This window comes from Streptomyces sp. NBC_00234, from assembly GCF_036195325.1.
Classification (GTDB): domain Bacteria; phylum Actinomycetota; class Actinomycetes; order Streptomycetales; family Streptomycetaceae; genus Streptomyces.
Genome location: NZ_CP108101.1, coordinates 6,708,553 through 6,723,769 on the forward strand (window position 1 = coordinate 6,708,553; position 15,217 = coordinate 6,723,769).

13 protein-coding genes are annotated in these 15,217 nt (G+C 71.5%); 5 read left to right on the forward strand and 8 right to left on the reverse strand.

Annotated elements, in window-relative coordinates:
• Positions 1-34: 34 nt before the first annotated feature.
• From OG230_RS29515 to OG230_RS29525, 3 genes are all read right to left on the reverse strand, one after another.
• Positions 35-841, reverse strand: coding sequence for a GNAT family N-acetyltransferase (locus tag OG230_RS29515; RefSeq protein WP_328906776.1), 807 nt, complete (start codon positions 839-841; stop codon positions 35-37).
• A gap of 54 nt (positions 842-895) precedes the next feature.
• A complete protein-coding gene (locus OG230_RS29520) occupies positions 896-1,711 on the reverse strand; it encodes a TetR family transcriptional regulator (protein WP_328906777.1) in 816 nt (271 codons plus the stop codon).
• A gap of 254 nt (positions 1,712-1,965) precedes the next feature.
• Positions 1,966-3,747: a 3-hydroxyacyl-CoA dehydrogenase family protein gene (locus OG230_RS29525; protein ID WP_328906778.1), complete on the reverse strand. Its 1,782-nt coding sequence runs from the start codon at positions 3,745-3,747 to the stop codon at positions 1,966-1,968.
• A 349-nt stretch (positions 3,748-4,096) separates the two neighbouring features.
• On the opposite strand from OG230_RS29525, the gene OG230_RS29530 reads away from it, so the two are divergent.
• Positions 4,097-4,696 (forward strand): adenylosuccinate lyase, encoded by a 600-nt coding sequence (locus OG230_RS29530; protein ID WP_328906779.1) that lies wholly within the window; start codon positions 4,097-4,099, stop codon positions 4,694-4,696.
• A 48-nt stretch (positions 4,697-4,744) separates the two neighbouring features.
• Here the strand turns inward: OG230_RS29530 and OG230_RS29535 are convergent, their stop codons facing one another.
• Both OG230_RS29535 and OG230_RS29540 read right to left on the reverse strand, forming a co-directional pair.
• Positions 4,745-6,352 (reverse strand): alpha/beta hydrolase, encoded by a 1,608-nt coding sequence (locus OG230_RS29535; RefSeq protein ID WP_328906780.1) that lies wholly within the window; start codon positions 6,350-6,352, stop codon positions 4,745-4,747.
• Positions 6,353-6,505: 153 nt separating this feature from the next.
• Positions 6,506-7,552 (reverse strand): Rv2578c family radical SAM protein, encoded by a 1,047-nt coding sequence (locus OG230_RS29540; RefSeq protein WP_328906781.1) that lies wholly within the window; start codon positions 7,550-7,552, stop codon positions 6,506-6,508.
• 179 nt (positions 7,553-7,731) lie between these two features.
• Here OG230_RS29540 and OG230_RS29545 point away from each other — a divergent pair, with 179 nt between their 5' ends.
• Both OG230_RS29545 and OG230_RS29550 read left to right on the forward strand, forming a co-directional pair.
• Positions 7,732-8,175, forward strand: coding sequence for an SRPBCC family protein (locus tag OG230_RS29545; protein WP_328906782.1), 444 nt, complete (start codon positions 7,732-7,734; stop codon positions 8,173-8,175).
• A 188-nt stretch (positions 8,176-8,363) separates the two neighbouring features.
• Positions 8,364-10,796 carry an MFS transporter gene (locus tag OG230_RS29550; protein WP_328906783.1) on the forward strand — a complete coding sequence of 811 codons (2,433 nt, stop codon included), beginning with the start codon at positions 8,364-8,366 and terminating at the stop codon, positions 10,794-10,796.
• Positions 10,797-10,852: 56 nt separating this feature from the next.
• On the opposite strand, the gene cynS is transcribed toward OG230_RS29550, so the two are convergent.
• Positions 10,853-11,323 carry a cyanase gene (cynS, locus tag OG230_RS29555; protein ID WP_328906784.1) on the reverse strand — a complete coding sequence of 157 codons (471 nt, stop codon included), beginning with the start codon at positions 11,321-11,323 and terminating at the stop codon, positions 10,853-10,855.
• Between the two features lie 80 nt (positions 11,324-11,403).
• Positions 11,404-12,015, reverse strand: a complete 612-nt coding sequence (locus tag OG230_RS29560; RefSeq protein WP_328911575.1) for a carbonic anhydrase — start codon at positions 12,013-12,015, stop codon at positions 11,404-11,406.
• Positions 12,016-12,195: 180 nt separating this feature from the next.
• On the opposite strand from OG230_RS29560, the gene cynR reads away from it, so the two are divergent.
• On the forward strand, positions 12,196-13,104 hold the full coding sequence (cynR, locus tag OG230_RS29565) for a transcriptional regulator CynR (RefSeq protein ID WP_328906785.1): 909 nt from the start codon (positions 12,196-12,198) through the stop codon (positions 13,102-13,104).
• Positions 13,105-13,203: 99 nt separating this feature from the next.
• Here cynR and OG230_RS29570 read toward each other — a convergent pair whose 3' ends face one another.
• Positions 13,204-14,094, reverse strand: a complete 891-nt coding sequence (locus tag OG230_RS29570) for a LysR family transcriptional regulator (protein ID WP_328906786.1) — start codon at positions 14,092-14,094, stop codon at positions 13,204-13,206.
• Between the two features lie 126 nt (positions 14,095-14,220).
• Between OG230_RS29570 and OG230_RS29575 the strand changes: the two genes are divergently transcribed.
• Complete coding sequence (locus tag OG230_RS29575; protein WP_328906787.1) at positions 14,221-15,213, forward strand: aldo/keto reductase; 993 nt, start codon at positions 14,221-14,223, stop codon at positions 15,211-15,213.
• Positions 15,214-15,217: the final 4 nt, after the last annotated feature.

Sequence of the window (15,217 nt, forward strand, 5' to 3'; positions counted from 1 at the left end):
GCGTTACGGGAGGGTCTGTCCTGCCGACGAGCGGTTACGGGGCGGTGCGGTACACGTACGGCGTCGTCGTGCTCAGCTCCGAGAAGCCCAGCCGGCGCAGGATCGGGGCCGACTGGTCGGACGCGTCCACGTGGAGATGGCTGTATCCGCGCTCCGCCGCGATCCCGGCGCGGAAGGCCACCAGCGCCCGGTAGATGCCCTTGCCGCGCCACGCCTCGACCGTTCCGCCGCCCCAGAGCCCGGCGAAGCCCGTGCCCGGGCAGAACTCCATCCGGGCCGAGCTGACCGGCTCCTCGCCCGCCATCGCCAGGACCCCCACGAAACTGTCCGCGTCGTCGGAGGACTCCTCCAGCCGTGCCAGCACCTGGTGGCCGAGCCGCGACCAGTCCGTGCCGAACGCCCGCTCGTGGGCCCGGCCCATCAGCTCCACACCGGCCGCGTCGGTCACGGTCCGCAGCTCGATGCCCTCGGGCAGTTCGACGGTGGTCGGCTGACTCGCGACGGGGGCGACCAGCAGGGTCTCCGGCGGTTCCGGCACGAAACCGGCCGCAAGCAGCCGCTCCGGCAGGTCGGCGGGCCGGTCGTGGGCGTACACCTTCCACTCGAACTCGCCGTGGCCGAGCGAGCCGAAGTACGCGATCTGGGCCGCGATCGCCGCGTCGGCCCCCGAGGCGTCCAGACCGGGGGCGGACCACACGACGCCGTTCCAGTCGTCGGCCGCGCCGACCTGGCGTACGACGTCACCGGCGCGCTCGACCCGGACCCCGGGGCCGTCGGGGCGTGCGTGTTCGCGCATCTCGCGGTCGAACAGGGCGAGCAGAGAATTCCGTTCAGATTCCATCCGGCCAGCTGAGCAGCCCGGGAAGACCCGGGCAACCAGGTTTCCCGGCGCCGCTCAGCGCTCCTTCAGAGCCTGCTGGATCGTGCGCATCACTTCGTCCAGCGGGGCGTCCGTCCGCGCCACCGCGACCAGCACCTCGCCCTCCGTGGTCACGGAGGCGGCCGGGGTCCTGGACGGTTCGGCCGGCGCGGTCCTGCCGGCGCCGATCCCGCTCCCGAAGGTGTCCCGGACGATCGCGAAGGCGTGGTCGAGCTGCGCCTCCACATCGCCCTGGCCGTCCGCCCGCAGCCAGCGGCGCAGGACGTGGTTGTGCGCGGTGACCACGGCCGAGGCGGCCACCTCGGCCAGCAGCGGGTCGTCATTGCCGACGTGGTGGTCGCGCTCGTCGAAATGGCCCAGCAGATAGCGCGTGAACAGCCGCTCGTAGCGGGCCACCGAGGCGATCTCCGCCTCCCGCAGCGTGGGGACCTCGCGGGTCAGTTTGTAGCGGGCCACGGAGACCGCGGGCTTGGCCGCGTACATCTTCATGACTTCCTTGATGCCGCGGCAGACCGTGTCGAGCGGGTGCTCGTGCGCCGGTGCCGCGTTGAGGACGGCCTCGGCCCGTACGAGGGTGTCGTCGTGGTCCGGGAAGATGGCCTCTTCCTTGGAGCGGAAGTGGCGGAAGAAGGTCCGCCGGGCCACGCCCGCGGCGCCCGCGATCTCGTCGACCGTCGTTGCCTCGTACCCCTTCGTGGAGAAGAGTTCCATCGCCGCGGCCGCCAGTTCACGGCGCATCTTGAGCCGTTGGGCGGCGGCACGGGTGCCCGCGGCGGTTTCCGGGGCGTCGGGCGCGGCTGAGGTACGGAGGGACTTGGCGGGCTGGGACATGGTGTGAACGTACTGCATCGGTGCGGGTGGACGCGCCCGTGGGGGCGGGCCGCCGGAACGGCCCAGCAGCCCGCCCCACCCGGCTCCCGGCTCAGAGGGGCCGGCGGCGGGCTTCGCGGCGTCGCGGGGCTGGGGTGCGCGCCTCGCGGCGTTGTCGTCAATCACCATGGCTCCGCCATGCCTCAATCCTCCGCCTTGCGACGCACGCACCCCAGCCCCGCTCCTTCCTCCGCGCTGCCCGCCGCCGGCGCCTCTCAGCGACGGGCATATTCGCGGAAGCCGCGGCCCGTCTTGCGGCCGAGGCAGCCCGCGGCCACCAGATGCTCCAGCAGCGGCGCCGGGGCGAGACCCGGGTCGCGGAACTCACTGTGCAGGACCTTCTCGATGGCCAGCGAGACATCGAGTCCGACGACGTCGAGGAGCTCGAACGGGCCCATCGGGTAGCCGCCGCCCAGCTTCATCGCGGCGTCGATGTCGTCGAGGGTCGCGTAGTGCTCCTCGACCATCTTGATCGCGTTGTTGAGGTACGGGAACAGCAGCGCGTTCACGATGAAGCCCGCCCGGTCCCCGCAGTCCACCGGGTGCTTGCGCACCTTCACGCAGACCTCGCGGACGGTGGCGTGGACGTCGTCGGTGGTCAGCACCGTGCGGACCACCTCGACCAGCTTCATCGCCGGCGCCGGGTTGAAGAAGTGCATCCCGATCACGTCCTCGGGACGCGAGGTGGCCCGCGCGATCGCGATGACGGGCAGCGACGAGGTCGTGGTGGCCAGCACCGCGCCGGGCCGGCAGACCTTGTCCAGCGTGGCGAAGAGCTGCTGCTTGACCGCCAGGTCCTCGGCGACCGCCTCGACCGCGAGGTCGACGTCGACGAAGGCGTCCAGGGATCCGGCGGCGGTGATCCGGGCGAGGGTCTCGTCCCGCGCCTCGGCCGTCAGCCGGCCCTTGGTGACCGAGCGCTCCAGCGACTTCGCGATCCGGCCCCGTGCCGTGTCCGCCTTCTCCTGGCTGCGCGCGGCGAGCACCACGTCGTAACCGGCCTTCGCGAAGACCTCGGCGATGCCGGAGGCCATCGTCCCGGAGCCCGCGACACCCACGGTCCGCACCGCGCGGCCGGCGACCGCACCCGTGCTCTCCAGCGGCGTCAGCGCGTCCGGGACCACCGTCTGGCCGCCCGGCGCGTCGTACGTGTAGAAGCCGCGGCCCGTCTTGCGGCCGGTCAGACCCGCCTCGCTGAGCTGCTTGAGGACCGGGGCCGGGGCGTGCAGCCGGTCGTGCGACGCGGAGTACATCGCCTCCAGGACCGTACGGGCGGTGTCGATGCCGATCAGGTCGAGCAGGGCGAGGGGGCCCATCGGCAGCCCGCAGCCCAGCCTCATCGCGGCGTCGATGTCCTCGCGGGAGGCGTAGTTCGCCTCGTACATCGCGGCGGCCTGGTTGAGATAGCCGAACAGCAGACCGTCCGCGACGAAGCCCGGCCGGTCACCGACCGCCACCGGCTCCTTGCCCAGTTCCCTGGCCAGCCGGGTGACGGTCTCGACGGCCGGCGGCGCGGTGAGCACCGAGGAGACCACCTCGACCAGCTTCATCGCGGGCGCCGGGTTGAAGAAGTGCAGGCCGAGCACCCGCTCGGGGTGCTGCGACTCGGCGGCCAGCCGGGTCACGGACAGGGCGTTGGTGCCCGTCGCCAGGATCGCGGTCGGGGAGACGACCGCGTCGAGGTCGCGGAAGAGCTGCTGCTTGATCTCGTACGACTCGGGCACGACCTCGATGACCAGCTCCGCGTCCGCGGCGGCCTGGAGGTCGGAGAAGGTGCGGAACCGGGCGAGGACGTCGCGCCGCTCCTCCTCGGTGATCCGCTCGCGCCGCACGGCGCGGGCGGTGGAGGCTTCCAGGGAGGCGACGGCCCGGCGGGCGGCCTCGTCGCTGATGTCGATACCGATGACCTCGCGGCCGGCACGGGCCAGGACCTCGGCAATGCCGGTTCCCATGGTGCCGAGGCCGACGACGGCGATGGTGCTGAGCGGGGTGTCCATCACGGGACTCCTGGGTGAGTGACGACTGAAGAGGAAGCACGGAGCGCACGAGGAAGACGAACCGGCGCGCGGCGTGCGCGAGCTGCATGTCGTGGTGCACGAACCGGGGCGCTCGAAGCGCACCCCGGCCGGGGAAGGGTGACGGACTCTGTCCCGAAGTCGCGTCTCACAAAGCTGCCGAACCGACAAGCACTCCGGATGGCTGCGTCACCAGGCCACCGGAGCCTGCGGGGTTGTGCCCCGCTCAGATGAGGTTAACCGGCGGGTAACGAGCGCGCCAGCCCTGGGCCGCTGTGCACTGGACCACACTTTCCCCGCCCCGGGCGCGACCTCGCGGTCCGTACGGTCCGTGATCGCCGATACGCTGACCGTCATGGACGAGGAGTTCCGGTCGCTGACCGACCGGCTGCGCGACGAGGCGGGGGAGTCGGCGGCGTACGACCGGCTCCTCGCCACCGAGGACGACGAAGAGCTGGCCCGGGTCCTCGTGGAGCCCGCACGCCCTCTGTGGGCGCGCGAGATCGCCGCGTTCCGGCTCGGCTGCGGAGGCGACCGCCGGGCCTTCGAGGCCCTGGTCCTCCTCCTCAACCACCGCGATCCCGAGCGCTGCGTCTCCGCCGCGTACGCACTGGTCCGACTGGGTGACCCCCGCACGCCCCGGGCCGCCGCCGCGCTCGCCACCAACACCCTGCGCACGGCCTACGCCCTGCACCCCGTACGGCTGCTGACCGATCTGCGCGCTCCCGAATCGGTGCCCACCCTGGTCAGCACGCTGACCCGGCTGCTCCATCCCGACGAGCCGCACTGGCGGGTCGCCCTCGCCTGTGTCGAGGGGCTGGGCCGACTGGGTGACGGAGCGGCCCGCCCGGTCCTGGAAGCGGCGCTGCCGCACCCCCGTCTCGGCGGAGCCGCGGCCGAGGCGCTCGGCCGGCTGCCGGCCGGCCGCTGAGGCGGACGGGCCCGGAGGCCGGGCCCGTCCGCCGTGGCGTCCGCGCGGTCAGCCGCGGAAGCCGAGCAGTCCGTGCAGCGCCTTGCCGCCGGAACCGCCGCCGGCGCCGTCCGAGCTCCGGAGGGCCTTCTCCGCGGGCAGCGGCTTCGGGTCGGCGAGCGCCTCGCAGACCGCGTCCGCCCGGCCGCCCCCGCCGCGCGGGACGGTGCCCTTGGCGAGGTAGTCCACCAGGTACGCGTCCAGGCACGTGCTGCCGCTCAGTGTGATGCCGTGGTTCCCGCCGCCCTGTTCGACGACCAGGCTGGAGCCCTTCAGCTTGCGGTGCATGGTGACGCCGCCCTGGTACGGGGTGGCCGCGTCGTCCGTGGCCTGGAACAGCAGGGCCGGCGGGAGTTCGTGGTTGGTGACCCGTACCGGGTTCAGGGGCTCCACCGGCCAGGAGGCGCACGGCGCGTTGTACCAGGTGTTGTTCCAGGTCATGAACGGGGCCTTGGCCTGTACCGCGGTGGTGTCGTTGCGCCAGGTGTTCCAGTCCTGCGGCCACGCCGCGTCCCGGCACTGCACGGCCGTGTAGACGGAGTAGCTGTTGTCCCCGCCGGCGCCGGTCGCGCCGAAGTTCTCGTACGCCGAGACCAGCGCTTCCTCGTTGTTGTCGCGGACGTACTCGGCGAACGCCTCGGCCAGGTAGGGCCAGTAGCCGTTGTAGTACCCGCCGGGCAGGAAGGTGTCCTCCAGCTCGCTCGCGCCGACCTTGCCGCCCGCGGGCCGCTCCCTGACGGACTCGCGCATCCCGTACCAGGCGGACTCCACCTCCGCCGCGTCCTGGCCGAGCCCGTAGGTGGCGTCGTGCTGCGCGACCCAGGCGGCGAACGCCTTGTGGCGGGCGTCGAACGCGTAGTCCTGGCCGAGGTTGTCGTCGTACCAGACGCCCTCGGGGTCGACGACGGAGTCGAGCACGAGCCGCCGGACCCGCTCGGGGAACAGCTTCGCGTACACGGCGCCCAGGTAGGTGCCGTAGGAGTAGCCGAAGTAGTTGATCCGCGGGGCGCCCAGGGCTCCGCGGATCACGTCGAGGTCCTTGGCGGAGCTGACCGTGTCCATGTACGGCAGCAGGTCCCCGTGCTTGCGGCCGCACGCCTCGGCGAAGGACGCGGCCCGCTCACGGCCGGCCTGCTCGTCCTCGTACGACCGCGGTACGGAGTCGGGGCGTACCGGATCGAAGTGCTGGGGAAGGCAGTTCAGCGCCGGGGTGCTCTTCCCGACCCCGCGGGGGTCGAAGCCGATCACGTCGTACTGCGCGGCGACCTTCGCGGGCAGCGCGGACGCCACGAAGCCCGCCATCGAGAGTCCGCTCCCGCCGGGGCCGCCCGGATTGACCAGGAGCGGCCCCTGCGAGGTCGCGGCCGTGTGCGGAATCCGGGACAGCGCGAGGGTGACCTGACGGCCCGACGGACGGTCGTGGTCGAGCGGGGACCGGACCGTCGCGCACTGCATCGTCGGATACGACTTGGTCGCGCAGTCCGTCCACGTGAGCTGCGCGGCGCGCGGTGCGCCGGCACCCGATTCCGTTCCGGTGGTCGCGGCGGACGGTGTGGCGGACACCAGGCCCGCCACCGTCGCGCCGACGGCGACCAGAATTCCTGCACGTTTCGTCATACGGCCTCCCGAGGTGGAAGGGAGCGCGGCCGAGGGTGCCGCTGCCCCCGCCGCATGCTCCCCGTATTCGGGTCAGGAAGGACACGTTGGGCCGAGAGTTGACCCGTTTGGACAAGGACTCGCGGAGCCGGGGTGACGCCGGGCGTGTGGCGTTCAGAGCAGGGTCAGCTGGGTGGGGCCGCCGCCGGGGCCGTCCGGAACCGGCACCGGAACCTCCGGCGCGGAGATCCGGCGGGCCTCGCCCCGGTGCGCGGGGCCGATGCCGAACTCGGCCGCCAGTTCGTGGACCCGGCGGGTGATCTGCCGCTGGTACCAGGTGGGGGCGTACGCCCCGTCCGCGTACATCCGCTCGTATCGCGCCACGAGATGCGGGTGGTGCTGTCCGAGCCACTGCATGAACCACTCCCGGGCGCCGGGCCGCAGATGCAGGACGAGCGGGGTCACCGAGGTCGCGCCGGAGGCCGCGATCGCGCCCACGGTGGCACGCAACTGCTCCGGGCTGTCGCCGAGGAACGGGATGACGGGTGCCATCAGGACGCCGCAGCCGATCCCGTGGTCGGTGAGGGTGCGGACGACGTCGAGGCGGCGTTCGGGGGAGGGGGTCCCGGGTTCGACCGTGCGCCAGAGCTCCGGGTCGGTGAAGCCGACCGAGACGGAGACGCCGACCTCGGTGACCTCGGCCGACTGCTTCAGCAGCTCCAGGTCGCGGAGGATCAGCGTGCCCTTCGTCAGGATCGAGAACGGGTTCGCGTGGTCGCGCAGGGCCGTGATGATGCCGGGCATCAGCCGGTAGCGGCCCTCGGCGCGCTGGTAGCAGTCGACATTCGTCCCCATCGCGATGTGCGCCCCGTGCCAGCGGTGCGAGGCGAGGTGACGGCGCAGCAGTTCCGCGGCGTTGATCTTGACGACGATCTGGGAGTCGAAGTCGAGCCCGGTGTCGAGGTCCAGATAGCTGTGGGTCTTGCGGGCGAAGCAGTACACGCAGGCGTGCGAGCAGCCGCGGTACGGATTCACGGTCCATTCGAACGGCATCCGGCTGGCCCCGGGCACCCGGTTCACGATGGACCGGGCCCGTATCTCATGGAAGGTGATGCCTCGGAATTCTGGTGTGTCGAACGTGCGCGTGGTCACCGCGTCCGCGGCGAAGAGCGCGCTGTTCCGGGCCGTTGTGGTGTTTTCGGCCAAATTGTCCCAGCGCATGGACGCCTCCCTGGTAGCACTGGGCACAGAATAGAACACATGTTCGCTTGATCGTGCGCGACCGATTGTGCGTGAAGGCGATGCGGGGTCCGATCGGGAATGCGGGGCCGATTTTGAGGGGCGTGCCCGAGGTGGTTGGCTCAGCACACCCCGAACAGTCGAGTGGTGGAGGAACTGGCATGGCGCAGGTCGAGGCAACGACAGAGCGGATCATCGCGGCGGACGCGGAGGCGGTGTTCGATGCGTTGGCCGACTACAAGGAGGTCCGGGGCAAGGTGCTGACCGGGCACTTCAGCGAGTACGAGGTGCGCGAGGGCGGCGACGGCGAGGGCACCCTCGTGCACTGGAAGCTCCAGGCCACCAGCAAGCGTGTCCGTGACTGTCTGCTGGACGTCACCGAGCCGACCGACGGGCAGCTCATCGAGAAGGACCGCAACTCCTCGATGGTCACCACCTGGACCGTCACCCCGGCCGGCGAGGGGAAGGCCCGGGCCGTGGTCTCGACCGTGTGGGACGGCGCCGGCGGCATCGGCGGTTTCTTCGAGAGGACCTTCGCGCCCAAGGGGCTTGGCCGCATCTACGACGAGCTGCTCCAGAATCTCGCCACCGAGGTCGAGAAGTAGCCTCCGGGCGCTGTCGGCCGGCCTCACCGGAACGGGTGGTTTTCCGGGACGGCCGGTTGTGCGCCGTAGTGCCTCCGACCGGCGCATAAGCCCTCCGTATGCGCCGGTCGTGCTCCCGGTCGCGTTTGCCCCGCCTTGCTGCCTGATGCGAGAAATGGGCGGCGCAGGTGCGACGAGGGGAGCGTTACGTGGTGGGTGGGATCACTCTGGTGAAGGACGGGCCGAGTGGCGCAGGGGGAGCCGGACCGGAGACCGTGCCGCCGCCCCCGGCCGACACGGACACCGCCACCGGGGCCGTACCCCCCTCGGAGTTCAGCCACGGCCGGGTCCGGATGGTCTTCCTCGGCCTGATGCTCACCCTGCTGCTCGCGGCGCTCGACCAGATGATCGTGGCCACCGCCCTGCCGAAGATCGTCGGCGAGCTGCACGGCCTGGAGAAGATGTCCTGGGCGGTCACCGCCTATCTGCTCGCCTCCACGATCGGTCTGCCGATCTACGGGAAGCTCGGCGACCTCTTCGGCCGCAAGGGCGTCTTCCAGTTCGCGATCGTCGTGTTCGTCATCGGCTCCGCGCTCGCCGGCTGGTCACGCACCATGGACGAGCTGATCGCGTTCCGCGCCATCCAGGGCATCGGCGGCGGCGGCCTCATGATCGGCGTCCAGGCGATCATCGCGGACATCGTCCCGCCCCGTGAGCGCGGCCGGTTCATGGGCCTGATCGGCGCGGTCTTCGGCCTGGCGTCCGTCGCGGGCCCGCTGCTCGGCGGATTCTTCACCGACCACGCCTCCTGGCGCTGGTGCTTCTACATCAACGTCCCCTTCGGCCTGGTGACCTTCGCCGTCATCGCCGTCGTGCTGAAGCTCCCCAAGCCCGCCGTACGCCCCCGGCTGGACGTCCTCGGCGCGTTGCTGCTCGCCGCCGCGTCCACCTGTCTCGTGCTGCTCACCAGCTGGGGCGGCACCGAGTACGCCTGGGGCTCGCGCACCATCCTGGGGCTCGCCGCCGGAGCTGCCGGAACGACTCTGCTCTTCCTCGCCGTGGAGCACCGCGCACCCGAACCGATCATTCCGCTCCATCTGTTCCGCGACTCGATCTTCAACATCACGGGGCTCGTCGGCGCGGTCATCGGCGTCGCGCTCTTCGGCGCGGCCAGCTATCTGCCGACGTACCTCCAGATGGTCGACGGCGCGTCCGCCACCGAATCGGGACTGCTGATGCTGCCGATGATGGGCGGCATCGTCGGTGCCTCCGTGGTCTCGGGACAGCTGATCTCCCGTACCGGCCGCTACCGGATCTACCCCCTGCTCGGCAGTGGGATCTCGGCCGTCGGCATGTGGCTGCTCTCCCGGCTCGAAACCGGCACCTCCCGGCTGGAGTACAGCCTCTGGCAGGCCGTTCTCGGCCTCGGTATCGGCCTGGTCATGCCCGTGCTCGTACTGGCCGTCCAGAACTCCGTGCGCCCCTCCGACCTCGGCACCGCCACCAGCGCCAACAACTACTTCCGGCAGATCGGCGGCAGCGTCGGTGCCGCGATCTTCGGGACGCTCTTCGCCGGACGGCTCTCGGACGCCCTCGACGTACGCCTCCCCTCCGGCGCCGGACTCCCCGACCCCGAGTCGATCACTCCGCAGCTGGTCCATGCCATGGAACCCGCGCTGCGCGACGCCTACATCCAGGCGTACGCCGACGCGATGCCGCGGATCTTCCTGTACCTCGTGCCGGTCCTCCTGCTCGGCCTGTTCCTCGCCTTCTTCCTCAAGGAGAAACCGCTGGTGTCCCACCCCACCCCCGACATGGCCGCCGACTCCGCGACCGTCCCCGCCGCCCGTACCGACTCGGTCACCGTGACGGTCGGACACCCGTCCGGCGTGCCGGTCTGCGGGTACGTCCAGCACCCCGACGGCACGAAGGTCCCGCGGGCCGCCCTCACTCTCATCGACGTCCAGGGGCAGCAGGCCGGACGGGGCGCCAGCGGCGACGACGGGCGGTACGCGCTGAGCGTGCCCGGCGCCGGCGCGTACGTCCTGATCGCGGCGGCGGGCGGTCACCAGCCGCAGGCCGTCAGCGTCACCGTCGGCGAACGGCCCGTCGAACTCGACGTGGTGCTCGGCGGCGCGGGCCGTCTCGCCGGCACCGTCGTCACGGCCGACGGCATCCCGGTCCGCGAGGCGGCGGTGACCCTCACCGACGTACGGGGCGAGGTCGTCGCGACCACCCGTACGGGCCGCGAGGGCGGCTACGAGATCACGGAGCTGGTGGCCGGCGAGTACACCCTCGCGGCCAGCGCCCCGGCCTTCCGGCCCGCCGCCCTGCCGGTCAGTGTGCAGGCGGCCAGGGAGACCCGGCAGGACATCGAACTGGCGGGCGGCGCCGTCCTGCGCGGCACCGTACGCGCGAACGGCGGTCGGCCCGTGGAGGACGCCCGCGTCACCCTGCTCGACGCGGCGGGCAACGTGGTCGACACGCTCACCACCGGGTCCGACGGAACCTTCCGGTTCGTCGACCTGTCCTCCGGGGAGTACACGGTGATCGCGGCCGGATACCCGCCGGTGGCGACGGTCCTGCGGATGGCGGGCGGCGGTCGCACCGAGAGGGACCTCCAGCTCGGCCACGAGGACTGAGGGGGGCGTCGCGCAGGGCGGCGCTGCCCCTCTCACCGCCAACTGGTGAAACTTCGTCAGAACGGCCTGGTCGGAAGGTACTTGCCGTCCAGGGTGATGACGGCGCGCTCGCCGCCCTCGGGGTCGGCGACCTTCTTCACGTCCAGCTTGAAGTTGATCGCGCTGATGATGCCGTCGCCGAACTCCTCGTGGACCAGGGCCTTGAGGGTGGTGCCGTAGACCTGGAGCATCTCGTAGAAGCGGTAGATCGTCGGGTCGGTCGGGATGCCGCCGGGGATGGAGCCGCGGGTGGGGATGGTCTGCAGGAGGAGCACCGCGTCCTCGTCCAGCCCCAGGAGCTCGCCGACCGCGCGGGCGGAGTCCTCGGGCAGCGCGTGCTGACCCAGCACGGCGGCCGTCACGAACGCCACGGACAGGCCGGCGGCGTCGGCGATCTGCTGCCACGTCAGATCCTTCCGGATCTTTGCCGCTACGGCGTCCTCGGTCACGGTCGCGCGGGCGGCGGGGGAGAACTGGGCGTGCGTCATGGGGGATTCCTTTCGGAAGGTCCGGCCCCTGGATGAGGCGCGGAAGTCGAGGGGGTCGGGGGGAGAGGGGTGAGCGCCGGTCAGGCGGCAGCCGACACGGCGGCGCTCTCGTCCAACGTCTCCACGGTGCCGGTCGCGATGTCGAACACCCAGCCGTGCAGGGAGAGTTGCCGCTGCGAGAGGGCGCGTGCCACCGAAGGGTGGGTCCGCAGGTTCTGGAGCTGGGCGATCACGTTCGCCCGTACGAGCGTGGCCACCCCGGACTCTCCCGCCGGGGCGGCGGGACCCGAGTGCGCCCGGGCACGGGCCGCGTCCGCGTGGCGCAGCCAGTCCGCGATCAGCGGGGCCGAGCCGAGGTCGTGCCCCTCGGCCAGCGCCGTCATCGCTCCGCAGGCGGAATGCCCGCAGACGACGATGTCGGTCACGCCGAGCACGGCGACGGCGTACTCGATGCTTGCCGCGACACCGTCCGTGCCCGGTCCGTAGGCGGGGACCAGATTGCCCGCGGTACGGACGACGAACAGCTCGCCGGGTTCGCTCTGCGTGATCAGCTCCGGAGTCACCCGGGCGTCGGAGCAGCCGATGAACAGCGTCGCGGGCCGGTGATGCGTGGCCAGGTGGGCGAAGAGCTGCTGCTTCGCGGGGAAGACATCACGGCGGAAATGCGCGATGCCGTCGGAGAGGTGGTGCATGCGCACTCCCATCGATGACTGTCCGCCCTTGCGGCCGACGTCATTCACCATGCATGACCGGCATCTATAGTGTCCAAGACTTGATATCCATAGATGCTATTGATGTCATCTATAGGTGAGTCGTCGACGCCGCACGGGCGTGACCGGGAGCGGGCCGGCCCCGCACCTATAGTTCGGGCCATGGGTCCCGAGCTGCGCCACCTCCGCTATCTGATCGCGGTAGCCGAGCACGGCAACTTCACCCGCGCCGCCGAGGAGCTGCGCATCTCCCAGCCCACGCTGTCCCAGCAGGTCAAGCAGTTGGAGCGGGTGGTCGGCGCCCAGCTGCTCGACCGCAGTGGCCGCGGCGTCCGGCTCACCGACGCCGGAGACGCCTATGTGCACTACGCCCGGCGCGCCCTGCGCGACCTCGCAGCGGCGGACCGTGCCGTGGTCGACGTGGCGGACCTGTCCCGGGGCACTCTGCGCCTCGCGACGACACCGACGTTCACGGCGTACCTCGTCGGCCCCCTGGTGCAGGAGCTGCACACCAGCCATCCCGGGATCACCCTCCAGCTGCGCGAGATGACCCAGGACCGTATCGAGGCGTGCCTGTTGGCCGACGAGATCGACCTGGGGATCGCGTTCGAGGGGCCGCATCCGGCAGGGATCACCGCACACGCCCTGTTCACGGAGACCCTGAGCCTGGTCGTCACGGCACACGCCCCGCAGGCCGCGACGCGGGAGCCGGTGCCCGTGAGCAGGCTCGCCGAACAGCATCTCGCCCTGCTCAGCGACGACTTCGCCACGCGCGGGCACATCGACAGCTACTTTGCCGCGCACCACGTCGAGCCGCCCGTCGCCGTGGAGGCGAACTCCATCCAGGCCCTCACCGAGATCGTGCGCCGCACCCCTCTGCTGGCCACGGTCCTTCCGGACGCCGTCACGGACGACCATCCGCACCTCACTCCCGTCGCGCTCGACCCGCCGCTGCCCGCTCGGCGCGTGGCCCTGCTGCGCCGCGACAGCGCGTACCGGAGCGCGGCGGCCCGCGCCTTCACCCGGCTCGCGAGCCGGGTGGTACGGGACCGGGGCTACACCCCTGCCTGATCAGTGCGTACTCGGTGCGGGAGTTCGGGCCCACGGACATCTCGGACCTGGACGCGGCGCGTCCCGCACCGGAGCGGTGTGGCTCACGACGCGATGCGCTCAGCTCCGGCGGTCCGTCCCGACCAGGGTCATCAGGGCTCGTGCGCCAGGACTCATGGCCAGGGCCGGAGGGAGCACGACCACGCTCTCGTACACCGGTCGGTGCGCGCCCTCCGGTTCCACCGCCACCAGGCGCCGGGCCTCGGGCTTGCGGGCGAAGTGCTGCGGCACCACGGCGATGCCCAGCTCCTCGTGGACCAGCTCCAGGAGGCTGTGCACATCGTTCACCTCAAGGGCCACCGTGCGGCGCACTCCCGCCGCGGAGAACGCCTCGTCCGCGGCGCGCCGTGGGCCCCAGTCCGGATGGAAGTCGATGAACGACTCACCGGACAGCTCGGCCCACGCCACGGTCCTCTCCCGCGCGAAACGATGACCCGGAGCGCACAGCACGACCATCGGCTCCCTGGCCAGCGGCCTCAGCTCACCGCGCCACTCCAGGGGACTGACCGTGGCGGCGAAAGCGATGTCGAGCCGTCCACCGGCCACCCCGTCCAGCAGACTCGACGTGCCCTCCTGCCGGAGCCGGATCTCCATATGGGGATGGGCCCGGTGGAAGGCCGCGAGCAACTGCGCGGGGCTGACACCGGCCACGCACTGCTCGACCCCCACGGTCAGCGTGCCGCGCAGCAGCCCCCGTACGGCGTCGACGGCGTCCTTAGCCGCCCGCGCCCCCGCCAGCGTGCGTTCCGCCTCCACCAGGAGGGCCCGTCCCGCCTCGGTGAGCCGGACCGACCGTGTCGTCCGGCTGAACAGCGGAGTCCTCAGCTCCTGCTCCAGCGCCCGGACGGAAGCGGACAGCCCCGACTGGGACACCGCGAGACGCTCGGCGGCGCGGGTGAAGTGCCGTTCTTCGGCGACGGCGACGAAGTGCTCCAGCTGACGCAGTTCCATGATTGAGAAATGTAGGCGATGAATCCGACCGGAATCTCCTGTTGGACTGCTGGATCGTTCTGCGCCAGCCTGGAGGCGCGCACCGAGCCCGGCGCGTTCCCAGGACCTCTCCGTGGAGCCCCGCGTATGTATCTCCCGTCGGCCGACCGCTACTCCGCCATGCCCTACCGGCGCACCGGACGCAGCGGCCTGCTGCTGCCCGCGCTGTCCCTCGGCCTGTGGCACAACTTCGGCGGCGACCGGAATCCGGAGGACCAGGGCCGCATCCTGCGCAGGGCCTTCGACCTCGGCATCACCCACTTCGACCTCGCCAACAACTACGGACCGCCGCCCGGCTCCGCCGAGGTCACCATGGGCCGCGCCCTGAAGACGGACTTCGCCCACCTGCGGGACGAGATCGTCATCTCCACCAAGGCGGGTTACGGCATGTGGGACGGGCCGTACGGGGAGTGGGGGTCGCGGAAGTACCTGCGCGCCTCGCTGGACCAGAGCCTGAGCCGCCTCGGCCTGGAGTACGTCGACATCTTCTACTCCCACCGCCCCGACCCGGAGACCCCGCTCGAAGAGACGATGGGCGCGCTCGACACCGCGGTGCGCCAGGGCAAGGCGCTGTACGCCGGGATTTCCAACTACTCGCCCGAGCAGACCCGCGAGGCCGCCCGCATCCTGGGCGAGCTCGGCACCCCGCTGCTCATCCACCAGCCGCGCTACTCGATGCTGGACCGGCGCCCCGAGGAGGGGCTGCTGAGCGCGCTGGACGAGCTCGGCACCGGCTCCATCGCCTACTCGCCGCTGGAGCAGGGCATCCTCTCCGACCGTTATCTGCGCGGCATCCCGGAGGGCTCGCGGGCGGCGGGCGACAGCCCGTTCCTGACCCCCGAGGCCGTCACCCCGGAGCTGGTGCGCCGGCTGGGGGCACTCGACCAGGTGGCCAAGGAGCGCGGCCAGACCCTGGCACAGCTGGCCCTGGCCTGGGTGCTGCGGGGCGGCCGGGTCACCTCCGCCGTGGTCGGCGCGAGCAGCGTCGCTCAGCTGGAGAGCAGTGTCGGAGCGGTGGCGAACCTGGAGTTCGGTGAGGAGGAGTTGGCGAGGATCGAGGAGATCCTCACCGCCGGCTGAGCCG

Coding starts and splice junctions, on each gene's coding strand:
- OG230_RS29545 (WP_328906782.1), top strand. CDS start 7,732: ATGGCGCAGGTCGAGGCAACGACAGAGCGGATCATCGCGGCGGACGCG.
- OG230_RS29570 (WP_328906786.1), bottom strand. CDS start 14,094: ATGGAACTGCGTCAGCTGGAGCACTTCGTCGCCGTCGCCGAAGAACGG.
- OG230_RS29525 (WP_328906778.1), bottom strand. CDS start 3,747: ATGGACACCCCGCTCAGCACCATCGCCGTCGTCGGCCTCGGCACCATG.
- cynS (WP_328906784.1), bottom strand. CDS start 11,323: ATGACGCACGCCCAGTTCTCCCCCGCCGCCCGCGCGACCGTGACCGAG.
- OG230_RS29560 (WP_328911575.1), bottom strand. CDS start 12,015: ATGCACCACCTCTCCGACGGCATCGCGCATTTCCGCCGTGATGTCTTC.
- OG230_RS29520 (WP_328906777.1), bottom strand. CDS start 1,711: ATGTCCCAGCCCGCCAAGTCCCTCCGTACCTCAGCCGCGCCCGACGCC.
- OG230_RS29535 (WP_328906780.1), bottom strand. CDS start 6,352: ATGACGAAACGTGCAGGAATTCTGGTCGCCGTCGGCGCGACGGTGGCG.
- cynR (WP_328906785.1), top strand. CDS start 12,196: ATGGGTCCCGAGCTGCGCCACCTCCGCTATCTGATCGCGGTAGCCGAG.
- OG230_RS29540 (WP_328906781.1), bottom strand. CDS start 7,552: ATGCGCTGGGACAATTTGGCCGAAAACACCACAACGGCCCGGAACAGC.
- OG230_RS29515 (WP_328906776.1), bottom strand. CDS start 841: ATGGAATCTGAACGGAATTCTCTGCTCGCCCTGTTCGACCGCGAGATG.
- OG230_RS29575 (WP_328906787.1), top strand. CDS start 14,221: ATGTATCTCCCGTCGGCCGACCGCTACTCCGCCATGCCCTACCGGCGC.